The 21282-nt window shown below is 46.0% G+C and carries 23 protein-coding genes; 1 reads left to right on the top strand and 22 read right to left on the bottom strand.

The features are described 5' to 3' along the window. Positions 1–2 precede the first annotated feature (2 nt). From fliQ to R7F67_RS17760, 7 genes are all read right to left on the bottom strand, one after another. Positions 3–272, bottom strand: coding sequence for a flagellar biosynthesis protein FliQ (fliQ, locus tag R7F67_RS17790; protein WP_005380488.1), 270 nt, complete (start codon positions 270–272; stop codon positions 3–5). A gap of 24 nt (positions 273–296) precedes the next feature. After that, positions 297–1166 (bottom strand): flagellar type III secretion system pore protein FliP, encoded by an 870-nt coding sequence (fliP, locus tag R7F67_RS17785; protein WP_005380487.1) that lies wholly within the window; start codon positions 1164–1166, stop codon positions 297–299. Next, the gene (gene fliO, locus R7F67_RS17780) at positions 1153–1566 is read right to left on the bottom strand and encodes a flagellar biosynthetic protein FliO (protein ID WP_017820812.1); all 414 of its coding nucleotides are present in this window, start codon (positions 1564–1566) and stop codon (positions 1153–1155) included. The genes fliP and fliO overlap by 14 nt, the downstream gene beginning before the upstream one ends. A 1-nt stretch (position 1567) precedes the next feature. Continuing rightward, the gene (gene fliN, locus R7F67_RS17775) at positions 1568–1978 is read right to left on the bottom strand and encodes a flagellar motor switch protein FliN (protein WP_005380479.1); all 411 of its coding nucleotides are present in this window, start codon (positions 1976–1978) and stop codon (positions 1568–1570) included. Between the two features lie 58 nt (positions 1979–2036). After that, positions 2037–3083, bottom strand: coding sequence for a flagellar motor switch protein FliM (gene fliM, locus R7F67_RS17770; RefSeq protein ID WP_005380478.1), 1047 nt, complete (start codon positions 3081–3083; stop codon positions 2037–2039). A gap of 7 nt (positions 3084–3090) precedes the next feature. Beyond that, positions 3091–3594 carry a flagellar basal body-associated protein FliL gene (fliL, locus tag R7F67_RS17765; protein ID WP_005380477.1) on the bottom strand — a complete coding sequence of 168 codons (504 nt, stop codon included), beginning with the start codon at positions 3592–3594 and terminating at the stop codon, positions 3091–3093. A gap of 85 nt (positions 3595–3679) precedes the next feature. Then, on the bottom strand, positions 3680–5533 hold the full coding sequence (locus R7F67_RS17760) for a flagellar hook-length control protein FliK (RefSeq protein WP_017820813.1): 1854 nt from the start codon (positions 5531–5533) through the stop codon (positions 3680–3682). Positions 5534–5813: 280 nt separating this feature from the next. Between R7F67_RS17760 and R7F67_RS17755 the strand changes: the two genes are divergently transcribed. Beyond that, positions 5814–6128 (top strand): NIPSNAP family protein, encoded by a 315-nt coding sequence (locus tag R7F67_RS17755; protein ID WP_017820815.1) that lies wholly within the window; start codon positions 5814–5816, stop codon positions 6126–6128. Between the two features lie 40 nt (positions 6129–6168). Here R7F67_RS17755 and fliJ read toward each other — a convergent pair whose 3' ends face one another. The 15 genes from fliJ to R7F67_RS17680 all read right to left on the bottom strand — a co-directional run. Next, entirely contained in the window at positions 6169–6612 is a 444-nt protein-coding gene (fliJ, locus tag R7F67_RS17750) for a flagellar export protein FliJ (protein ID WP_005380474.1), read from the bottom strand. Between the two features lie 6 nt (positions 6613–6618). Beyond that, a complete protein-coding gene (fliI, locus tag R7F67_RS17745) occupies positions 6619–7938 on the bottom strand; it encodes a flagellar protein export ATPase FliI (protein ID WP_005384474.1) in 1320 nt (439 codons plus the stop codon). A gap of 3 nt (positions 7939–7941) precedes the next feature. Then, positions 7942–8742 (bottom strand): flagellar assembly protein FliH, encoded by an 801-nt coding sequence (fliH, locus tag R7F67_RS17740; protein WP_005394317.1) that lies wholly within the window; start codon positions 8740–8742, stop codon positions 7942–7944. A 71-nt stretch (positions 8743–8813) separates the two neighbouring features. Then, on the bottom strand, positions 8814–9869 hold the full coding sequence (fliG, locus tag R7F67_RS17735; protein ID WP_005380470.1) for a flagellar motor switch protein FliG: 1056 nt from the start codon (positions 9867–9869) through the stop codon (positions 8814–8816). Next, positions 9862–11604, bottom strand: a complete 1743-nt coding sequence (gene fliF / locus R7F67_RS17730; protein WP_053306693.1) for a flagellar basal-body MS-ring/collar protein FliF — start codon at positions 11602–11604, stop codon at positions 9862–9864. The genes fliG and fliF overlap by 8 nt, the downstream gene beginning before the upstream one ends. Positions 11605–11618: 14 nt before the next feature. Beyond that, positions 11619–11930 carry a flagellar hook-basal body complex protein FliE gene (gene fliE, locus R7F67_RS17725; protein ID WP_005384482.1) on the bottom strand — a complete coding sequence of 104 codons (312 nt, stop codon included), beginning with the start codon at positions 11928–11930 and terminating at the stop codon, positions 11619–11621. Between the two features lie 122 nt (positions 11931–12052). Continuing rightward, complete coding sequence (locus R7F67_RS17720) at positions 12053–13462, bottom strand: sigma-54-dependent transcriptional regulator (RefSeq protein WP_054576279.1); 1410 nt, start codon at positions 13460–13462, stop codon at positions 12053–12055. 36 nt (positions 13463–13498) lie between these two features. Continuing rightward, entirely contained in the window at positions 13499–14530 is a 1032-nt protein-coding gene (locus tag R7F67_RS17715) for a sensor histidine kinase (RefSeq protein WP_005380459.1), read from the bottom strand. 199 nt (positions 14531–14729) lie between these two features. Continuing rightward, positions 14730–16196 (bottom strand): sigma-54 dependent transcriptional regulator, encoded by a 1467-nt coding sequence (locus R7F67_RS17710; protein WP_005384490.1) that lies wholly within the window; start codon positions 16194–16196, stop codon positions 14730–14732. A 287-nt stretch (positions 16197–16483) separates the two neighbouring features. Continuing rightward, complete coding sequence (gene fliS, locus R7F67_RS17705; protein WP_005380457.1) at positions 16484–16894, bottom strand: flagellar export chaperone FliS; 411 nt, start codon at positions 16892–16894, stop codon at positions 16484–16486. A 12-nt stretch (positions 16895–16906) separates the two neighbouring features. Next, complete coding sequence (locus R7F67_RS17700; RefSeq protein ID WP_005380456.1) at positions 16907–17212, bottom strand: flagellar protein FliT; 306 nt, start codon at positions 17210–17212, stop codon at positions 16907–16909. Between the two features lie 3 nt (positions 17213–17215). Continuing rightward, entirely contained in the window at positions 17216–19210 is a 1995-nt protein-coding gene (gene fliD / locus R7F67_RS17695; protein ID WP_318057297.1) for a flagellar filament capping protein FliD, read from the bottom strand. 21 nt (positions 19211–19231) lie between these two features. Next, complete coding sequence (gene flaG / locus R7F67_RS17690; protein WP_005384493.1) at positions 19232–19666, bottom strand: flagellar protein FlaG; 435 nt, start codon at positions 19664–19666, stop codon at positions 19232–19234. A 92-nt stretch (positions 19667–19758) separates the two neighbouring features. Further along, on the bottom strand, positions 19759–20889 hold the full coding sequence (locus R7F67_RS17685; protein ID WP_005380449.1) for a flagellin: 1131 nt from the start codon (positions 20887–20889) through the stop codon (positions 19759–19761). Positions 20890–21177: 288 nt separating this feature from the next. Next, positions 21178–21282 (bottom strand): flagellin (locus R7F67_RS17680; RefSeq protein WP_254661342.1); only part of this gene is annotated, 105 nt, incomplete at its 5' end.

Below are 21282 nucleotides of genomic sequence, written 5' to 3'. Positions count from 1 at the left end.
CTCTAATAAAGCACCTGAGGTAAGCGTTCAATCAAGCCATAGAAATATTCCATCAACATTTGCGTCATCCAATGCCCAAACAGCATCAGGGCCAAAAGCGTGACAATCAAACGCGGTAAGAAGCTCAACGTTTGTTCGTTGATGGATGTCGCAGCTTGAAAAATCGCGACTACAAGGCCGATAAGCAAGCTTGGGATGATAATAGCGCAGACCATGATAAGCACCATCCAAAGTGCTTCACGGAAAAGCTCGACAAACATTTCTGGTGTCATGTCTTATCCTCTATCTGCGCTTATCTAAAGGGCAAAGCTGCCCGCAAGTGTCGAGAGTATCAAGTTCCAACCATCGACCAATACGAACAACATCAACTTGAACGGCAACGAAACAATCATTGGTGACAACATCATCATACCCATTGCCATCAGTACCGAAGCGACTACAAGGTCAATAATCAAAAACGGCAAGAAGAGCATAAAGCCAATTTGGAATGCAGTTTTTAGCTCTGAGGTGATAAAAGCCGGAATCAACACCGCCATCGACACATCTTCTGGATTCTCGACTTGCTCTCCTGACATGGTTACGAACGTCTCCAAGTCTTTGATTCGGGTCTGCTTAAGCATAAATGCTTTCATTGGCGCTTGTGCAGCATCAAACGCTTCTCGCGCCGTGACTTGCTCGTTCAAATAAGGCTGAACAGCTTTGTCGTTGATTTCGTTCAGGACAGGGGACATAACAAAAAAGGTCAAAAACAGCGCAATACCAATAATAACCTGATTAGAAGGCGTTTGTTGCAAACCCATTGCCTGACGCAATATCGACATCACCACCACAATTCGAGTGAACGAGGTCATCAGAATCACCATGGCAGGCAAGAAGCCAAGCATGGTCATTAACGCTAAAATTTGTAGTGTAACCGAGTAGTCTTCACTGCCATCAGGGTTCGTGGTCATGGTGAATGCTGGAATACCACCGCCACTAGAAACGGACATAGCACGGCTAGCACCAGTATCACTTTGCATAGCCTGAACTGTAACACTACTTCCATCGGCTAAGTTATCTGGCAGCGCTGACTCCTCTGCTTCAGCAAAGGTAAATGAAGAAAACAGCACGCCGACAAAAAGTAACAACGTACTCAGGAGCAAACGAATTGGATTACCCTTTGTCATGTTTTTTGATCAGCTGGCTAAATTGAGTCGCAAAAGCATTGGTCGCCAACTCTTCCTCTTTCAGTGGCTTATCTAACTTGGCTAAAGTTTGGATCGATTGGCTAGTAATCCCAACCAAAAACTGTTCTTCACCCACTTGAACTACTGCGATTCTTTCTTTTGTACCCACTGGCAACTGACTCACTATACGCAAGCCCTTTTGTTGTCCCATCGCTGGCACTTGCATACGTTTCAGCAACCAAGCCAGCAAAAGAATCACGCCGATTACAAGCACAAGCGAGCCAAGTGTCGTCGCAAGATCCAGATTATTTGGTGCGGCAGCAAATGCATAAGGAGCACTTAGTATTAAGCTCAGTGCTCCAGTGATTTGCTTCAATCGCATTTTGATTGAACGACTCATCTTAACGCAGCTTCTTAATTCGTTCAGTTTGGCTGATCACATCCGTCAAACGGATACCAAACTTATCGTTGACGACCACGACTTCGCCGTGAGCAATCAAAGTACCGTTAACCAATACGTCGAGCGACTCACCGGCTAGACGATCCAATTCAACAACCGAACCTTGGTTAAGCTGCAACAGGTTCCGAATGCTAATTTGAGAACGACCGACTTCCATCGAAATCGTCACCGGGATATCCATAATAGTGTCGAGTTTACGACGCTCATCTTCGCTAATTGGGCTTGAAGTGTCTTTTAGCTCTTCCAGTGGCGCAGCCAATACTTCATCTACGTCTACAGAAGGGGCAGACGGGTCTTCGCCAAGAGCGGCTGCCCATTCGTCTGCTAGCTTTTGATCGTCACTTGGTTCCATTTTTCTATCCTGTGTTACGCCTTACTCATGCCATAGCATGTCTGTTTAATAAGGTATCTTAATGGTCTATATCGTCTTCACTCTCAAGCTCGGACATGATGTCTTTACCTAAGAAAGCTAAATCTGTTTTGACGACATGTGGGCGCTCAATTTCCTCAGAAATTTGCACCGCTAATTTATCTTCCGAACGACCCATTTTTACGCGATAGGTCGGTAGGTCTTCTACAAACATCGTCGCATGTTCTGGCATTTCAATCGGGATGATATCGCCCGGTTGCAGCTCCATGAGATCACGCAAAGAAATGTCTTTTTCGAGCAAGTTCACACGGAAGTTAACCGGACAATCCATGATCTCTTCACGTAGTGCTGAGCTCCAGCGAACGTCCGTTTCCATCTTGTCGGACTGAACACCTGCATCCAATAGTTCACGGATAGGCTCAACCATGGAGTAAGGCATAACGACATGAAAATCGCCGCCACCGCCGTCAACTTCTATATGGAATGAACTCACGACAATCACTTCTGTCGGGCTGACAATGTTTGCCATGCTTGGGTTTACTTCAGAGTCGAGATATTCGAACTCTACCCCCATCACTGGCGACCACGCTTCTTTATAATCTTCAAATACAATTTTCAGTAACAACTGAATGATGCGGCGTTCCGTTGGGGTAAATTCACGGCCTTCTATTTTGGCGTGGAATCGACCATCACCGCCAAAGAAGTTTTCTACCAGAATAAAGACTAAACGAGCCTCCATGGTGATCAACGCAGTGCCTTTTAACGGACGAAAACGCACCATGTTCAAACTGGTTGGCACGTACAATGTGTTCTGGTATTCACCAAACTTCATCATCTGCACGCCATTGATCGACACCTCTGCCGTTTTACGCAGCATATTAAACAGACTAATACGCATGTGCCGTGCGAAGCGCTCGTTGATAAGTTCGAGCGTCGGCATTCGACCACGTACGATTCTGTCTTGCGACGAGAAATCAAAATTGACGGCGCCCTCAGTGTCGTTTTCTATCGGTTCATCGACGTCATCAACATCGTCAACCCCATGCAATAGCGCATCAATTTCGTCTTGGCTTAATAGATCGGTCACGTTTTACCTATTGAATAACAAAATCTGTAAACAGTACTTTTTCAATCACTGGCTTACCGACCGCAGCATTCAGCGCTGCTTTGATATCTTCGGAAGCACGATCGCGCAATTCCACTCGTCCTGTAGGAGAGCGCAATTGATCAACCGTCGCGGAAGCAAACGTTGATAGCATAGAGCTTTCAATCAGTGGCGAATGATACCGCGCCAACTCTTCATTTTCTGCACCGCGAACCATTAACTGCGCTTTAATTTGAACCAACCTATCGCGGCTATCCCCAGTAACGTTAAATACAAATGCCTGAGGAAGATTCACATACGCGATGGGCGCAGCATCCGATGCCTTCACTTGAGCCTGTTGAGACGACTCAGCCTGAGCAGGTTCATCAGAGCCCATTAGAAAAAATGCCGCTGCCCCGCCACCAAGTAGTAATACTACAACAGCGATGATGATGATAAGTAACTTGCTTTTTCCTTTCGGCGCATCGGCCCCTTGTAACTGTTCTTCTGCCATTCTTGTCTCTTATTGTTCTTTTGAGTTACCAAGACGTTTTAGTGAGTTGCTTGGTAACCATATTCCATTGCCGTTAAACGGCCTTTTATGCGTAAAAACTAATTCCATCACGCTTTGAAGCGACATTCAAATCCAGATTGACATCAGATTCAAAACCCTCTTCGGACTGTCCAGAAAAACCGCCACTTTGCGCGCTTTGACCATGTTGTTCAGCAGTATACCTACCTTGCTGTTGCCCGCTGTTTTGTTGCTGGACGGAAGAATCAGCCAGCTGCATACCTTGTTGTGCTAGCATTTCTCTCAAACGAGGGAGCGTCTGTTCAATAATGTCACGAGCTTGCGGGTTGTTCACTGTAAAATGTACATTGGCAACGTCATTATTCATGGTCATACGAATTTGCATACGACCTAACTCTGGTGGATCAAGACGAATATCGAGATTTTTCAGATTCTTCGACATCATCATTTGCACTTTTTCCGCAACTTGCTCGTTGGCTAGCTCTTTAGTTAGTTGCAACGGAAGCTGAGCTTGTTGTGCAGCATCAATACGCGCTTGTTGCTGTACATTAATTCCTTGCTGACCTGCCATAGCCTGAAGCTGTCCAGCGAAACCGTGTTGGAGATCCGGCTTATCTTGTTTATCCGCAGTCGCCTTTAGCGCACCAGTCGCCAATGCTGCGTTCATCACTTTCTGGCTAATCTCTCCGTCTTTCACACCTTGAAGCGACGTCGGCACTTGCGCGGTTATCAACGTATCGGGCGTTGGAGATAATGCGACTTTTTCTCCACTATGAGCAGTTTGTGGCTGGGGTACTTGAGCCGCTGTATGCTGGATTTGCTGAGACACTGCCATAGGTCCAGCCTGGCGAGTTAAATTATGTTGTACTTGTTGCTCTGCGAGAATCTGTTTAATGTCATTAGGGAGCGCAACAAATTGGGCAAGGTCTTGATCAGGAATATCCGCCGTGATCCTTCCTTGTTTCAACCCTTCAATGATCTGAGCTTCTTGCTGAGTCAGTGGTTTTCCTTGCGCCAACTTAGTATCTATAACTTCAAGTTCATCCAAGGAGACTCGTGGAAGCGCGTCGATGTTGGAACCATCAACGTCTGTTAACAACGGCGACAGATCATTAGCTACTTCACCACTGACTGCGCTCTTAGCCGTCGGATGGCTGGCTTGTTTCGCTAGCTCTTGCCAAGCAGCAAACTCAGGCGAAAGTTTGTCGACATCGATAGGTTGACCATTCTTATCTAAAATTGGCTCTAAGTCTTGTCCTGGGATCATCTGTGCTTGTTCAAGAGAATGAACTGATGGCGTTTCATTCAAAGCCAGCTCATCAAGGTGTGTCGAAACGGTTGCTTGCTCGTGGAACGAATGCACTAAATTCGCGCTCTGAGGCAAAACTTTGCCACTATCGATGGATGCATTACTCGCATTCAGGGTTTGATTCGCTTGTTCAATTCGACCAAGAAGCTGTTGTCCTTCGCCCATCGTGCTTTTTACGTCCACTATATTTGATGGGTTGCTCGTATCGATTGATGTTGATTTCACTTTTTCAATAGCTTCAACATCATTCTCCAAAGGTGTGCTGTTACTCGCCTTTTGTAAACTTGCTTCTTCACTTAAGGTTGCATTCGGTTTGTTTGCTGATATTTCATCAAAACCATGGGGCTCGTCACTGACGGATTCTTGGCTTTCTTGCGCCAACAATTCGTCCGAGACGTTAGCAGAAGAAGTACTGCCTACATCCGCTCTTTCTTTTTCTTCAACCACTGTCGATTCTGTTGCTACTTTTTCGGGCTTTTGTTTACCAGCAAACGCATCGGTTAACGTTTCTAAAAATCCCTTGCTCTCAGTGCTCTCTGCGGACGCTTTAGCGGACACATCAGAAACTGGCGTCTTGGTAGTCGCAGATACATGGGACAAATTCACACTCATTTAGAAACTCTCGTTCTCGTGGCTCTGAGTATATCGCTGGCAGGCAGCAATACTGGCGGCAAACTAAGGTCAAAAAGACCCGACACTGACAGCTAAAATGCAAAAATCACACCACAATATTGAGCCAATTCTCGGCAAGCTAATAGATGGCATGTTTATGGAACAAACATCAACAATACTATCCGATAACCTGGTTCCTAACATGATGTACAGCTACTTGATTGACTTTGAAAAACGATAAGCGTAAACAGACACTTGGCTTAACAATTAAGGAATCACTTTGAAGATCACAGAATTACGCCAATATAGAATCAAAGCAGGCAAAACAGATCAGTGGCTAAGTTGGATGAAGGAAGAACTGTTGCCCTATCAACGCTCACAAGGCATGCGTGTGCTGAATACTTACGTCCACACTGGTGATGATGGACATGACTATTTTGTTTGGCTTAGAGAGTTCGACAATGAACAAGCACGCCAGGCTCTCTACGAAGAAACATACAACGAGTGGTGGGTTCGCGAGATTCGACCGAAGGTATTTGAGCTAATTGAACAAGACTCAATCAAAGTTACCTTACTTGAATCGGTAGAGATGTAGTCAACTGCAACACCGTAATGCAATATCGAACCGATAACCTTTAGAAACGATGTGGTTTTCGACTGTAAAGTAAGGTGGAAAACTCGTCCATTTGCTTTTGTTCGCGCTTAGCTTCAGCAAGTTGTTTCTCTTTTTCGCGTTTGTCTATCATCCACTCATAGGATTTGCGTTCTTTACGCACGGTTAACCAATATTCTTTACAGTTTTCAACCTGCTCTTTGAAATGACTTTCTGCTTGCTTTTGCTTAGATAAAGTCTCATCTAGCTGGGTAAGGAATCGATTTAGGTGTCCATATTGACTTGCCGTTAGGCCCGCCTGACCACGGTCGACGAGTTGCTGGCAATAATCAAGCCGATACTTTTCAATTTGTTCAACCTGACGGTAATAATCTTCGAGTTCAGAACGCGCTTTGTTCAGTGCAAGCACAGCTTGGTCTTCACGATCCTTCGTTTGCTCAAGTAGAAACTCCATCGCATTATTCATGCGCTATCACCCACCCAAAATGTTTCTAAGCATATTGACGCACATATCGTATGGCACCGATTCTTTCATGCTCTGCTGCAAGTATTCGTCTAACTTCGGTTTCAAAGTAAATGCGCCATCAATAGCAGGATCGGTACCCGGTTTGTACGCTCCAATCGAGACCAAATCTTGATTCTTGCGACAAATAGACAAGACCTGTCGCACCGCTTTTGACATCAGAACGTGCTCTTCGGTCGTGATTTGCGGCATAACACGGCTCACCGACTTCTCGACATCAATCGCCGGATAATGGCCTGCATCCGCCATTTCACGAGAAAGTACAATATGGCCATCAAGAATAGCTCGCGATGCATCCGCTATCGGATCTTGCAAATCATCCCCTTCGGTCAACACGGTAAAGAACGCCGTAATCGAGCCTTGCTCGGCACTTCCATTACCCGCTCGCTCAACCAGCGCTGGCAGCTTGGCAAATACAGAAGGCGGGTAACCTTTCGTCGCTGGCGGCTCACCAACAGAAAGTGCGATTTCACGCTGTGCTTGTGCAAAACGAGTCAACGAGTCCATCAATAGCAGAACATCTAACCCTTGGTCCCGGAAGTATTCAGCAATCGTTAATGCCGTTTGGCACCCCTTTAAGCGCATTAGAGGTGAAGCATCGGCAGGCGCCGCGACCACCACTGAGCGGCGACGACCATCCTCACCCAAGATCTCTTCGATGAATTCTTTAACTTCACGTCCACGCTCACCTATCAGGCCGACGACCACAACCTGTGCGGTGGTGCCTCGCGTCATCATGCCAAGCGTGACCGATTTACCCACACCAGAACCTGCAAACAGACCGATACGCTGACCTTTACCGACCGTCAACAAACCATTGATGGCTTTTAGGCCAACATCGAGCGGTTCAGAAATTGGCTTTCGAGCCAATGGGTTGATTGGTTCGGCATTAAAAGAGGCACGGTGATCGGTATACAAAGGGCCAAGTCCATCAAGTGGATTCCCAACCCCGTCTATAACGCGCCCAAGTAGCTCCATGCCGACAGGCAAACCAGCGTCACTGGTTAAAGGGGTGACTCTCGCGCCAGGTAAAATGCCCGTAATTTGTTCGCTTGGCATTAAAAATAGGTTGTCACCTGAAAAGCCGACAACCTCGGCTTCCATCTGACCTGACATGGTTTCCACTAAGCATAAACTGCCAATTGGTGCGCGACAGCCGGTTGCTTCCAACGTTAACCCAACCACACGCACCAGTTTGCCAGAGGCGACAGGGCGCGTCGTAAGACCTTCAACTTTGTAGCTTTTTAAGCGGTCAGCGAGTGCTTGCATGGATTACTCACCCTCTTGATGACGGTTTGCGCCACAAAAGCTGTGCAATACGCTTTTGACGCGTTCTTCCATGCGATAATTAATGCTTGATTCACCGGCTTCAATCTGGACGTCACCTCGATTGAGCGATGGCTCAGCAACTAACGTCCAGTTGCGACAATTAAGGTCTTCTTCACCATAAGCTGAACGAATAATCGCGACATCTTCTGGATTCAGGTGCAAGGTAATAGGGTGGCCTGATATTGGTAGCGCTTCGACCGACTGCTTCACCGTATCTAAAATAATTTGAGGGTTGGTTTGTACTTCAACGTGCACCACTTCTTTAACTAAACAGAGCACCATATCCACCAGCTGCTTTTCAACCTGAGCATTCATCAACTCCAAAGGTTGAGCAAACTGATTGGCCAAGTTCATAAAGGTTTCAACTTGCTGCTGAATGTATTCTTGCCCTGCAGTCACCCCTTCAGCTTTTCCGAGCTCAAGACCTTCAGCATGGCCGGCTTGCAACCCTTCTTCTTTACCTTTGTCGTAACCTTGCTTAAAGCCAGCTTCCTGACCTTGATGTAAGCCTTCTTGATAAGCACCTTGCTTAATCAGTTCAATTTGTTCTTCGGTTAGCGCAAGTGGCTGCTCTTCTTCAGGCTCATCAAAATTCGGCACCCACCCCGGGTCATAGTTGAACGCGGTTTGTTTTGCTTGTTTGGCTTTAGGCTCGCCATAATCAGGCAGCCCCCAACGTTGAGGTTCGATCATCGAATCATCTTCATCAGGACGGATAAATCCACGTTTTCTATCGCCAGCCATGGGTTACCTATTGTGTGTTCGATTAAGAAGTGAGGGTGCTCCGCAATAGGATAATTGCGAAGCAATAGAAATTATAAGAATTCGTCAGCACCGCCAGACAACATGAGCTCACCAGCATCCGCCATTCGACGGGCAATTGCTAAGATTTCTTTCTGAGCGGCTTCTACATCTGCCACTCGTACTGGCGGCATCGCTTCTATGTCATCACGCATCATATCAGCAGCACGTTTAGACATGTTCTTGAAGACTTTCTCACGTAACGAGTCATCTGCACCTTTGAGTGCTTTTTGCAACACGTCTTGTGGTACGTCACGCAGCAACTTCTGAATACCTTGGTCGTCCACTTCGACTAAGTTTTCGAAGACAAACATTAGGTCTTGGATTTGCGTCGCCATGTCTTCGTCCTGATCGCGAATTTGTTCCATCAACAAACCTTCGACGTTGTTGTCTAGGTAGTTCATGATCTCCGCTGCTGCTTTCAGGCCGCCAATTTTGGCTGCTTGTGCACCCGCTTGACCCGCGAACTGTTTCTCCATGATTTCGTTCAGCTCTGCCAATGCTGATGGCTGAACTTCTTCAAGGTTGGCAATACGCATCATCAGATCCAAACGCACGCGCTCAGGGAACTGAGACAAAATCTCTGCAGATTGGTCTGCTTCTAAATAAGACAATACGATAGTTTGAATCTGTGGGTGTTCATTGACAATAATGCTCGCCACTTGGCGTGGGTCCATCCATTTCAAAGAATCCAAACCTTTTGAGCCCGTACCAAGTAGGATCTGGTCAACTAAGTTGTTGGCTTTGTCTTCACCAAGAGCGGCAACCAGTGCATTACGCATAAAGTCTTCGCTGCCCATACCAATGTTGGTGTATTTCTGGATATCCTCCAAAAACGCACGATGAACAGCAGATACCTTGTCTTGGCTGAGATCCTTCGCGCGAGCCATCGCACTACCAACACGCTGAACCTGTTTTGGTTCTAGGTGACGGATAATGCCAGCTGCATCTTGTTCATTAAGGCTCAGTAGCAAAATTGCCGCTTTTTCTTCGCCAGTAATGGTTGAAACATCCAGCTCTACTGGCATTCCCGCGGCGTTGTCATCTTGAGGTACGATATCGTTAGCCATTGTCATTCATCCAGTTTTTCACTACTTGAGCAGCCAGTTCAGGTTCATTCGCAACCAGAGCGCGAACCGCTTTCAATACATCTTCATCTTTATGAAGGTTTGGCAAATCAATACTTGAGCCAAACTCGAACAGTTCGCTGCTTTCGATGTCACTGCCAATCAAGCTAGTTTCACCATCCGCACCAATCGGCAAGCCGTCTGGTCCGTACATTTCGTCTTCATCATCGCTGGTAGGGTTAAGCAATTTCTTCATTGCTGGGCGAACCAGAACCAACACAACCACAATAATCACTAATGCACTTGCGAACCAACGAACCCAATCACTGAAGTTAGGGTGCTCCCAAATTGGTGGTTCTTCTAGCTGCTCAGCCTCTGGCTCAGCAAACTTTACACTCAATACATTCAGCAAATCGCCACGGCCTTGATCAAAGCCAACAGTACCAATTAATACTTGGCGAATGGCATTGATTTCAGATTCGGACATTGGGGTATAAGTCACTTCACCCGTATCAGGGTTAACTTGACGACGGTCTTTAATCGCAACAGAAACGGTCTGACGAGCCACCGTCCCGGTCTGCTTTCGCTCGTGGCTGATGGTGGTATCTAGCTCAAAGTTACGCGTGGACTCTTTACGAACTGACCCCTGCCCCATGACAGAACCATCTTTCATTTGAGCCACATCTTGCGGAATTGAGGCATCCGCTGGAGGCTGATTACTCAACGCACCCGGAATACCCGCTACCATGTTACCGTTATTGTAATCTTCGAGTGCGTACTCACTGCGGGTCGCAGGGGTGTTCGGATCAAAGCGTTTGCGAGTTTGTTCAACCGCACTGAAATCCATTTGGATGTCAACCTGCGCCGTATAGTTGCCATAACCTAAAATCGGTAATAGTACGGAATCAATTTTTTCGCGCAGCGCTTGTTCTTGGTTGCGTTCTAATTCTTGTTCTTTGCGTCGCGCCGCAGAAGCAGGATCTTGGGAGCCTGAGCTGAGTAAGCGGCCATGCTGATCTGTGACGGTAATTCGAGAAGTTTTCATTCCCGGCACGGCACTCGCTACCATGTCGACAATAGAATCCACTTCTTGCTGCTTAAGGTTCGTGCCTGTCGACAATGTCAAAAATACCGACGCAGACGCTTCTTGGTTATGACGCACAAATACGCTGTGCTTTGGCAGTGCCAATAACACTCGTGCTTTGCGAACTTGCTTCATTTCTTCAATTGCTTGAGCCAATTGGCGCTCTCGACTGAGTTTGAGACGCTCTTGCTCGAGACGTTGTGAAACACCAAAACCCATGTCTTGCAGCAAAATATCATCGCCCGCTTCTGTAGCTTGGTTAACGCCGGAACGAACCATGCCAAGTTTGATCGAGTTGTACTCACTCGATTCAACAGAAACAGTATTGCCATCAAGCTTATAATTGATTTTCTGCTGGTCCAGATAATCCAGAACGGGGATCAATTCTTCGGTCTCATACGCACCAAGTGGGCGCATCTCCGGTTCTTTGACCCAAAAGAACAGCATCACGATCAATGCAACACAGATGGATATCGACAGCACAAGCACAACCTGACGAAGTAAATCGAGGTCGCCCACTGCCATATCGAATTTTGACGCACTACGCTCCTCTAGATCTGGATTTTGACTCTCCACATCCACATCGGAACTTGCTACCAGTGCACCATCTGAGCCGCCTTCAGTGACGGTTAAATCTGTAGACTTGTCTGCCACACTTATTACCTAAATTACACTGGCATGTTCATGAGATCTTTATATGCCTCAACGAGTTTATTGCGAATTTGAACCGTCGCATCAAAAGCGACACTAGACTTGTTACGAGCGATCATAACGTCAGAAAGGGATACATCGGCATCACCACGATCAAAACGGGTTTGTAAATCACCAGATGCTTTTTGAAGTGTGTTCACGTTATTGATGGCTTTAGTTAGGAGATCGTTAAAATCCGCTCCAACTTTCGCCCCACTTGCAGTAGGAGCCGTATTGGTTGCTTCTACCATCATGGCGCGCATTTCTGCCTGAATACCATCAATTTTCATTAGCACCTCTAAGCCAAAAGATTGACTATTAACAAAACTGATTATTGACACAGCAATTAACGTGCCATAAGACATTAGCAATCAATTTACTTACACTTTTCGTCTTATGGCCGTTGTCTGTGTTAATTCGGGATATCTATACCAGCATCACGCATTTTGGCAAGCTTATAGCGCAAGGTTCGAGGGCTTATACCCAGTTTCTCCGCCATTTCTTTGCGTCGACCATTACACTCAACCAAAGTCTCCAAAATAATGGCGTATTCTTGATCGCGCAGCTCGCTGCCTAAGCCTTCTCCACCAGTTACTGGGCGGCTGACACTCTCAGCTTGAGCAACTGGCTTAACATTGGGCACGACCATATCTGCATTTTGCACCACGTGTTGCAAGCTATTGGCATCTTGCCAATCTACGCCCTCGAGCAAAATGTGCTCTGCATCGATGTCGCCATTTTCACTTAATATCAGCGCTCGTTGAACCACGTTATCCAATTCACGAACATTACCCGGCCAAGGGTATTGCAATAGTTTTTCTAACGCAACGGCCGAGAATTGAGGCACTGGCATGCCCATTTTGCTGCAATGACGCTCAGCAAGATGCTTGGCAAGCGGTGCAATATCGCCTTTACGTTCTTTAAGTGCAGGCCACGCAATTGGGAATACATTCAGGCGGTAATATAAGTCCTCTCTGAAGTTTCCTTCTGACACGTATTGCTTAAGATCACGGTTACTCGTCGCTAACACACGAACATCTAACTTGATGCTTTTGCGACTGCCTAGGCGCTCTACTTCTCGCTCTTGCAAAACACGCAACAACTTCGCTTGCAGGTTCAGGTCCATTTCGCTGATTTCATCAAGCAAGATTGTGCCACCTTGCGCTTGTTCAAACTTTCCTGGGCATGCCTGAACAGCACCAGTAAATGCACCCTTTTCATAGCCAAACAGTGTTGCTTCGAGCATATTGTCAGGAATCGCGGCACAGTTAATTGCGACAAAAGGACCATTTTTACGATTTGACGCGTTGTGAATATAACGCGACATCACTTCTTTACCTGAGCCACTCGGACCTAGCACCATAACATTCGCATCTGTACGTGCCACTTTATCGGCCAACGCGAGTAAGCGCAGACTTTTCTCATCAGCAACGATAGCATCACCGTTGTCATCACTTTTTATCGGTGCATAACGACTGACCATATTTAGCAACACTTCTGGTGCAAATGGTTTCGCCATGTAGTCAATCGCGCCATCTTTCATTGCAGACACGGCATCTTCAATGTTGGCGTACGCCGTCATTAGCAATACTGGTAAGTTAGGCCAATTCTGCTTGATGCTTTTGAGCAGAGCTAAGCCACCCATACCCGCCATTTGCACATCAGAAACGACGATATCAACCGTATTCGATTTCAGCTTCAACAGTGCATCTTCAGCACAGTCCGCTTCCAACCACTCATACCCTGCCAGAGCCAGAGTATCGACTAGGGCTTCACGAAGACCTTCATCGTCTTCTACGATCAGCACTTTGCTTTGCGCCATTATGATTCTCCAGAAATTGTTATTACCAAAAGCCGCTTATTGCGCTTCTGTTTGCACTCGCTCTAGCGGAATGCACATGGTGAAGCAGGCTCCATCACCCTGCTCTGAAATAAGCTCCAATCGACCGTCATGGGCACGGCAAACCATTTGAACAACTGCCAACCCTAATCCAGTTCCTTGAGAACGTGTGGTAAAAAATGGCTCCATGATTTTGGCTTGCAGTTCTTCGGGCACACCCGGTCCGCTGTCTTGCACAGAAATGCGTAACTCACCATTTACCGGGCGGAAAAAAATATCGACTTGCGATTCTTTACCAGACATTTGAATCGCATTCATGACCAGATTACTTAATGCGGATGCAATGGCGTTCGCATTGCCTAGTAGCTCAGTTTGTTCTTCTTCCACTTCTAGGCAGTAATCAATACTGTTGTTTTTTAGCGCGGTTTCGACCATCGGCTGGTATTCCGCTACCAACTGGGCAATCGTGAATGGCTTAATGACTTTATTATCACCACCTTTAGCAAAAAGCAGCATATCATTAACCTGCTTTTCCAAATCGTGCAGTCGATCCATTAATTTGGTTTGGAAGCGATCTTTTGTCGCTGGAGGAAGATTTGGCGCTCCCAAATTGGATGCATATAACATAGCGCTCGACAGCGGCGTTCTTACTTGGTGAGCAAGCGACGCAACCATACGTCCTAACGACGACAAGCGCTGTAAATCACTGACACGAGCTTGAAGTAAACGGGTTTCGGTTAAATCGGTAATCAGGATCAATTGACCTGTTGTGGACGCCGAGATGGCGAGTCGAACTTTACGGCCATTACGTAATGAAACTTCATGGCCATCATCTTCACGTGGGTCAAACACCGCCTGGATAACGTTGAACCATTTTTCGTTAACCAGTGGAATCTCAAGAATTCGGTGCGCTTCTGGATTTGCTTCACGCACTACTCCGTACGTATCGAGCAAAATCACTCCAGCAGGCATCACATCGAGCACCTGTTTGTAGCGCTCAACCTGATTCTCTACGGAATCTAAATGGGATTGATTGGTGTTGTTATCCATTACTGCCTGTCGAAATATCGCCGCTAAAACTAAAATAGCTTGGTAAGCAATTAGCGTACCAAGCTATTTTTTATATTTATCAGGACGTTAAGCTATCGACAATAAGTTGACACTCAGAGATAACGGTTTTGGATGCCAGAAAAACGATGTTAACTAGCACAAGTGATAATTCAGATATCGTCTTAAAACTTCACTTTACCTAGCGCTGTAAGTTGTACTTACGCATTTTTTCCACCAGCGTAGTACGTCGCATACCCAGCATATCGGCCGCTCTTGCTACAACGCCACCCTGCGCTTCTAATGCTTGGCTGATCATATTAACTTCTAAATCAGCCAGCAGCTCTTTCAAATTAACCCCTTCCGGTGGCAGCGCTTGCGGGGCGTTCATGCTGTGATCAAGGTCGTCTTGATCTTCAAAGCTAAAATCTTCAGAGAAGATATCTTGGAATACATCACGCTCTTGCTCTTCCACCGAAACAAATGGATTGCTCTCTGGTTGGAACTCTGGGATGTCACTGTAGCGATATTTGGTTGGTAGATGGTTTACATCCACTAAGCTATTTGGATACAGAATAATCATTCGCTCAACAAGATTAGCCAACTCGCGTACGTTGCCCGGCCAGTTATGCTCCATCAGTGAGTTGATTGCACGAGGTGTAAAACAGATAGGTTGTCCGCCCTCCGCCTCTAAACGTGTCATCAGTTCTTGCAGCAGCAATGGTATATCTTGTTTGCGCTCTTTCAGCGCTGGCATCTCAATTGGAAACACGTTCAGACGATAGAACAAGTCTTCTCGGAACGTACCTTCTTCAATCATATTTTCTAGATTACGGTGTGTCGCCGCCACAACTCGAACATTTACCTTGATGGTACTATTGCCACCTACACGTTCAAAGCAGCGTTCTTGCAATACACGAAGCAACTTTACTTGCATCGACATTGGCATATCGCCAATCTCATCAAGAAAGATAGTGCCACCATCTGCGAGCTCAAATCGACCTTTACGGGCAGTTAACGCACCAGTAAACGCGCCTTTTTCGTGACCAAATAATTCGCTTTCTAGGAGCTCAGGCGGTATTGCACCACAGTTAATAGGTACAAATGCGCCATCGCGGTATGAAGAGTGATAGTGGATGTTACGCGCAACAACTTCTTTACCCGTACCGGACTCACCTAAGATCAACACGTTTGCTTCCGTGTTTGATACTTGCTCAATCAGGTGTCGAACTTCTTGAATACCTCTACTTTGACCAACTAAGCTGCGAAAAAGCGTGTTTTTGCGTGCACTAGCAACAACATTCACTCCTTTTCGCCCCAGAAAATCTTTGCAGTGGCGTAACGCTTCACTAAGCTGTGGGTAATTAAGCGGCAGCTCTAGTTCACCAACAAAATTTGGAAGATCATCAACAGGCAAAGGAAAACGGCCCATGACTAGAAGAGGGATGTGGTAAGCGCTGTTTAAATGAGAGATAACCGTACTCGCCGCTTGACCTGCTGGAATATTACCAACAATACAGCACGACCATACGCTAGACCAATCAACATCGCTGAGCTGATCAGAACTGACCGCTTCGCAATTTTCTCCAACAAATTCCAATATATTGCTTAAATTTAAACGACTTGATGCGTCATCATCAATTACAAGCAGCTTTGCCAAACCATGCATAAGTAAGAATGATTGCCTTTATTTTAGGTGCGTTGCGGCCAAACCTTGATTTGCGCAATTGGGTGCTAAAGAAGGCAGAACCACCACACTCAATTTACGATAGACAAAATAGGAAAATCAGCAACAAAAAAGCCATTAGGGCTACTAATGGCTTCTATTTTATTTGAATATAAAAATAAGGCAACCAAGCAATGGAGAGGTGTGAGCTTGATAGAAACTTTGCTACACAACTCGTTGCGCAATTGACAAATATATTCGTCTAGTATCTTAACGCATTGTTTTGACTTTTAAATACCAACTTCAGCAGCGGTAAGATTATGAAACTCTGTTGGGATTTGGTCCCAAGCGGACTTGATCTCACGGATAATGTCGATAACGTCGTCGATCAGCTGAGGCTCATTTTGATGGTTAGCAGCAGAAATTTGCGTGATCATAAACTCATACAGTGAATCTAAGTTTGAAGCAATATCACCACCGTCATCCATAGATAGACAGCTGCGTAGCGCGATAATGATGTCTAACGCTTTACCTAAGCGCTCACCTTTTGCTGGAATATTGCCTGCTTGCATGGCTGCTTTACCTTGAATAAGGCGCTCAATCGCACCAGCCATAAGCATTTGAATGACTTTGTGCGGAGAAGCCGCGCTAAGCTGGCTGTCGACTGATACCTTTTTGTATGCTTGCAAAGAACCGCGCATAGTAATCCTCTTTTAAATAAATTTTTTGTACTGCTGAAGTGAACGCTGGCCATAACGAAACTTATGGAGCTCTTTTCCGACCTTTGACGTTTCCGATTGCATCAGCTCGACAATTCTTTTGGTACGAGTTAGCAATGCTTGCCACTCTGCATCCTGCTTAACCAAAGGATTTTGATGAATAATTGGTAACAGGTTTTGCAATAACCGTTCCCTGATATCGACCAAGCGAAGAATTTCTTCAGCATTAAAATCAATTTTTTCTAATTCTTGCGTAATTAGTTGATCTATATCACTAATTTCCATGAGTTCTTTTTGCATTTATTAACCCAACGCACTCATCAAAGCGCCTAACTGGCCTTGCATTTTACCGGTCGCATCTTGCATCGCGGTAAACTTCGCATGAGTACGCTTCTTTAGGCTTTCCATGCGGCGATCTAATGCCGCTTGATCGTCACTCAAACGGTAGTTTTGTTCTGTGAGACTTTTTTCTCGAGTACGAATACTGCCTGTAATACCTGTGATACCGTGAATCGCATCTTCTACTCGTTTAGCAAAACCTGTGTTGCCACCGAAGAACTTTTCTAACTCGTTGAAGTTATTGTTCAACTGGCGGTCTAGCATGTCATAGTTGATTTCTAGGGTGCCTTGACGTGTGGTCGTAATGCCAAATTCTGTTAAGGACTTTAGGTTTTCAGGTGCTTTATCGATTCGAGTAGAAAAGACCGATTTTAATCGTGAATCTGCACTGCGTACGGTGCTGTCACCTGACAACGGCCCTTTTTGGCCAGTTACCGGATCCACACTCGCCAACGCTTGGGAGGTTTGATAAAACGAGTTATACGCTGCCACAAAGTTTTCGATATCGTTGCGTACACTTTGACGGTCGTACTCGACACCAATTTCAGCAGGCGGTTTATTCGGTTCTGATTTGCCTTTTAGCGTTAAATCAACACCTTCGATCGCATCTTCAATCACATTGTTGTGGCTAGATAGCTTTGCCACTCCATCAAGCAGAACTTCTGAATCTTGCCCTGCTTGTACTTCTGTCATTCCAAGGTATTCTTCAAAAGCAGATTGTGCCTTTGCGATTTTCGCTTCTGCTTCATCAATTTTTTCCAGACGCTCACGTTCTTGAGGATCAAGTTTAGCGCGATGAATTTGCTTAGCTTGCGCTTCGGAAAGTTCACCACGTGCCACTTTTTCGTCTAACGCTTGCTTTTCACTCGCAATTTTTTGCTCGATTTCCGCTTTTTCTTGCTCAAGAAGCTGCTTAGCCTCTTTCGTCGTAACGTAAGAATCGGTTAGGGTGCCCGATGCGGCATTATTCCAGCCTGGTACATCTGGTGCCTTCTCTATTGCCTTTTCGTCGAGTTCGAGCTCTGGTTCTTCATAAGAGTCCAACAAAGTACCTGACGCAGTTTCTGTCCACCCTGGAATTCTGTCTTCAGGGCGTAAACTCGCGCGTCGGTTGGCTTCATCAATGGCTTCTTGACCAGCTTTGGCTGCTTCTGCACCCGCCGCAGAGATTGGCGCTTGCGATGCATCATCTTGTACATCGTCTGCCGCTTTTTGCTCTTCTGGAGGTAGAGGATTGCCGTTTGCATCCAGCTCTTCTGCTGGTTGTTCCGGAAATTTAAGAGGACCTAAGACATCTTCCGCCGCTGAACGAGCTTCTTCAAGCGCGTTGACGCGGTCTTCAAGTGTTTGGTATTCGAAATATTTAAGAGGGTTGCCTTTTTCTGCCTCCACACTGACTCTGATTTGATGATCCTTACCAGAGAGGTTAGAAGCAAGGATAAGGCGTGGACCTTCGACGTCGTTAATAAGAGATGCACGAACGCCAGGGTTATCTTTAGCGCCATTGATGCCACGTACGACATCGATGAGCTTAGATCGGGAACGAACATCGATATTAAAACGCTCATCACCAAGCGAAATCTGCAGCTTACCAGGGCCAAATTTTGCGTCTTCTGGCAATACGTCAGAAGCGACTTTATGGCTCTGAGCAAGCTGCAACACATCGATAGCATATTTGCCAGCGATAGCATCTGTGGTTGCCGTGGCAGATACGATATTGTCATTGGTCGTTTCGACGGTGCGAACGGCAAATGCTTTCTCCTGACGAAAGTTCGCCATGAGATTTTTCATCGTATCCAATGATTCTCTGAGTCGTCCGTAAGCACTGATACTGGCATTAATTGTCGTGCGTTCGTTGTCGATGCGTTGCTGCTTTGGTACGCGTTCGGCATCCACAATTTTGCTGACCATGGAATTAATATCCATGCCGCCAGACATCCCCAAAGGGCCTAAACTCATCAAATCACCTCTAAAAACGACTTACACTTTTTCAGTCAACAACCCGCTGTTGGCTGTGTGCTCAGCTAGGCGACGCAATACCACTAGCATTTCTTCATCAGGAATTTGACGAATCACGTCACCGGTATTGGCTTCATAAATCGTCACCACATCTCGTCCGGATTCTTCATCCACTCGAAATGCGACTCCTTTGTTTATGGACGTTACAAATTCATTCATTTGTGCGACCAATTTTTCACGTTCTTCTTTGTTCAGTTCTTGACGGCTTTCAGCCATCTCGATCGCAGCTTGAACAGAGAAGTCGTATTCGGTGTTTTTCGCTTTTTGCGGCGAAATCTCACCATTTGAATTTGCTGGGCTAGACGTGCCTATATCATTGCCATTTTTATTTGCAAACTTTGTGCCATTTGGCGTGCCGTAAGGCTGGATGTTCGATGCGTAGGAGGATATATCCATTACAATCTCCCTTCCACCTTATGGGCTAACGATAGAATCTATCGCTTTGGTGCCCCAGCACTAAGGTGTTGACCTCAGGCTGGGTTTACCACTTAGCCCAACAAGCTTAGCGCTGCAGATGGAGACTGCTTCGCTTGAGCCAGGATTGAAGTACTTGCTTGCTGAAGAATTTGCGACTTAGTCATCGCAGTGGTTTCCTTCGCGTAATCAGTATCTTTAATACGGCTTTTAGACGCGTTAACGTTCTCGTTAATGTTGTCTAGGTTGCTGATTGCGTGGTTGAAGCGGTTTTGGAAAGCACCGAGTGAAGCTCGTTGGCTGTCTACGGACTTAAGAGCGCCGTCGATAACCGCTACTGCTTCTTGAGAGCCAGCTACTGTGGTTACGTCGATGTCTTTCACTGTTACGTCTTTCGGACCACCAAAGCCGATCTCGTCTGCTAGGTTGCCAGAAAACTCAACATCACCTTCAACTTTTTGAGAAGAAGCAAATACTTGTAGTTTGCCATCTTCGCCAACAGAGGCTTTTACATCATCGTTTTGACCGTTGATGTATGTCGCTAGCTGTTCAATATCATCGCCTTGCTTAGCGCTGATTGATAGCTCTTTCTCTTCACCCTGCTTGTTGGTGTAGCTCATTTTGAACTCTGTTTTCTCACCAACAGTCCAAGATGCGTCTTTACCCTCTTCTGCTGCGTAGCTCTTACCACCCATTGCTGAAGTGTCTGAGCGTAGGTTACCCATAGAAAGCATCACTGCTTCACCTGAGTCCGCACCGATTTGGAAAGATTGAGTACCGTAAGTACCGTTTAGAAGCTTGTTACCACCGAAAGAGGTAGTTTCAGCAATACGGTTTAGCTCGTCGTTTAGCGCTGTTACTTCTTCTTGGATCGCTACACGTTCTGCTTTTGAGTTAGAGCCGTTCGCCGATTGAAGCGAAAGATCACGCATACGTTGTAGGATGTTGGTAGATTCATTCATTGCACCTTCAGCAACCTGTGCAATAGAAATACCGTCGTTTGCGTTTTTCACTGCCATATCTAGGCCACGGCTTTGTGCATTCAAACGGTTTGAAATCTGTAGACCTGCAGCATCGTCTTTCGCGCTATTGATTTTGTAACCCGAAGACAAACGCTCCATAGATTTTTGTTGACCGTCAGCTGCCTGGTTCAGGTAACGCTGTGCAGTCATCGCAGAAACGTTAGTATTAACGTTAATCGCCATAATTGATCTCCTTAAGGCTTTAGTGAATGTACCGTCGTGTCTCTCACCTCACTTAGGTACATCTCATTTCTCTCAGTCCCTTTAACGGCGACGTATGCATATCCTTTAGGAGAAATTTTCAATTTTTTGCGATTATTTTCTTTGGCTTACTGAAGTGTGATAAAGCTCTAATATTGCCGTTGATGAATACCTTCGCTCTTTTAAAGGCAGAAAAAAACCCAGCCGAAGCTGGGTTTACTCGCTCATCTCTCACCACGAGCCAATGAGGTTCTCGTCTTAGGTTTGAAATTAACCTAGCAGACTTAGCGCTGAGTTTGGCGCTTGTTTCGCTTGCGCAAGGATTGAGCTTGACGCTTGCGATAGAATTTGTGATTTGGTCATTGCCGTCGTTTC

The sequence above is a fragment of the Vibrio sp. YT-17 genome (assembly GCF_033337375.1).
Taxonomy (GTDB): domain Bacteria; phylum Pseudomonadota; class Gammaproteobacteria; order Enterobacterales; family Vibrionaceae; genus Vibrio; species Vibrio alginolyticus.
This window is presented reverse-complemented; position numbering and strand designations above follow the sequence as displayed.

Excerpts from the sequence above, each read along its gene's own strand:
- R7F67_RS17760 (WP_017820813.1), bottom strand. The coding sequence starts at position 5,533 with ATGAGTGTGAATTTGTCCCATGTATCTGCGACTACCAAGACGCCAGTT.
- R7F67_RS17715 (WP_005380459.1), bottom strand. The coding sequence starts at position 14,530 with ATGGATAACAACACCAATCAATCCCATTTAGATTCCGTAGAGAATCAG.
- R7F67_RS17700 (WP_005380456.1), bottom strand. The coding sequence starts at position 17,212 with ATGCAAAAAGAACTCATGGAAATTAGTGATATAGATCAACTAATTACG.
- fliE (WP_005384482.1), bottom strand. The coding sequence starts at position 11,930 with ATGAAAATTGATGGTATTCAGGCAGAAATGCGCGCCATGATGGTAGAA.
- R7F67_RS17720 (WP_054576279.1), bottom strand. The coding sequence starts at position 13,462 with ATGGCGCAAAGCAAAGTGCTGATCGTAGAAGACGATGAAGGTCTTCGT.
- fliD (WP_318057297.1), bottom strand. The coding sequence starts at position 19,210 with ATGAGTTTAGGCCCTTTGGGGATGTCTGGCGGCATGGATATTAATTCC.
- R7F67_RS17710 (WP_005384490.1), bottom strand. The coding sequence starts at position 16,196 with ATGCATGGTTTGGCAAAGCTGCTTGTAATTGATGATGACGCATCAAGT.
- fliO (WP_017820812.1), bottom strand. The coding sequence starts at position 1,566 with ATGAGTCGTTCAATCAAAATGCGATTGAAGCAAATCACTGGAGCACTG.
- flaG (WP_005384493.1), bottom strand. The coding sequence starts at position 19,666 with ATGGATATATCCTCCTACGCATCGAACATCCAGCCTTACGGCACGCCA.
- fliS (WP_005380457.1), bottom strand. The coding sequence starts at position 16,894 with ATGCGCGGTTCTTTGCAAGCATACAAAAAGGTATCAGTCGACAGCCAG.
- fliH (WP_005394317.1), bottom strand. The coding sequence starts at position 8,742 with ATGGCTGGCGATAGAAAACGTGGATTTATCCGTCCTGATGAAGATGAT.
- fliQ (WP_005380488.1), bottom strand. The coding sequence starts at position 272 with ATGACACCAGAAATGTTTGTCGAGCTTTTCCGTGAAGCACTTTGGATG.
- fliL (WP_005380477.1), bottom strand. The coding sequence starts at position 3,594 with ATGGCAGAAGAACAGTTACAAGGGGCCGATGCGCCGAAAGGAAAAAGC.
- fliP (WP_005380487.1), bottom strand. The coding sequence starts at position 1,166 with ATGACAAAGGGTAATCCAATTCGTTTGCTCCTGAGTACGTTGTTACTT.
- fliI (WP_005384474.1), bottom strand. The coding sequence starts at position 7,938 with ATGCAAGCACTCGCTGACCGCTTAAAAAGCTACAAAGTTGAAGGTCTT.
- fliG (WP_005380470.1), bottom strand. The coding sequence starts at position 9,869 with ATGGCTAACGATATCGTACCTCAAGATGACAACGCCGCGGGAATGCCA.
- R7F67_RS17685 (WP_005380449.1), bottom strand. The coding sequence starts at position 20,889 with ATGGCGATTAACGTTAATACTAACGTTTCTGCGATGACTGCACAGCGT.
- fliJ (WP_005380474.1), bottom strand. The coding sequence starts at position 6,612 with ATGAATAATGCGATGGAGTTTCTACTTGAGCAAACGAAGGATCGTGAA.
- fliN (WP_005380479.1), bottom strand. The coding sequence starts at position 1,978 with ATGGAACCAAGTGACGATCAAAAGCTAGCAGACGAATGGGCAGCCGCT.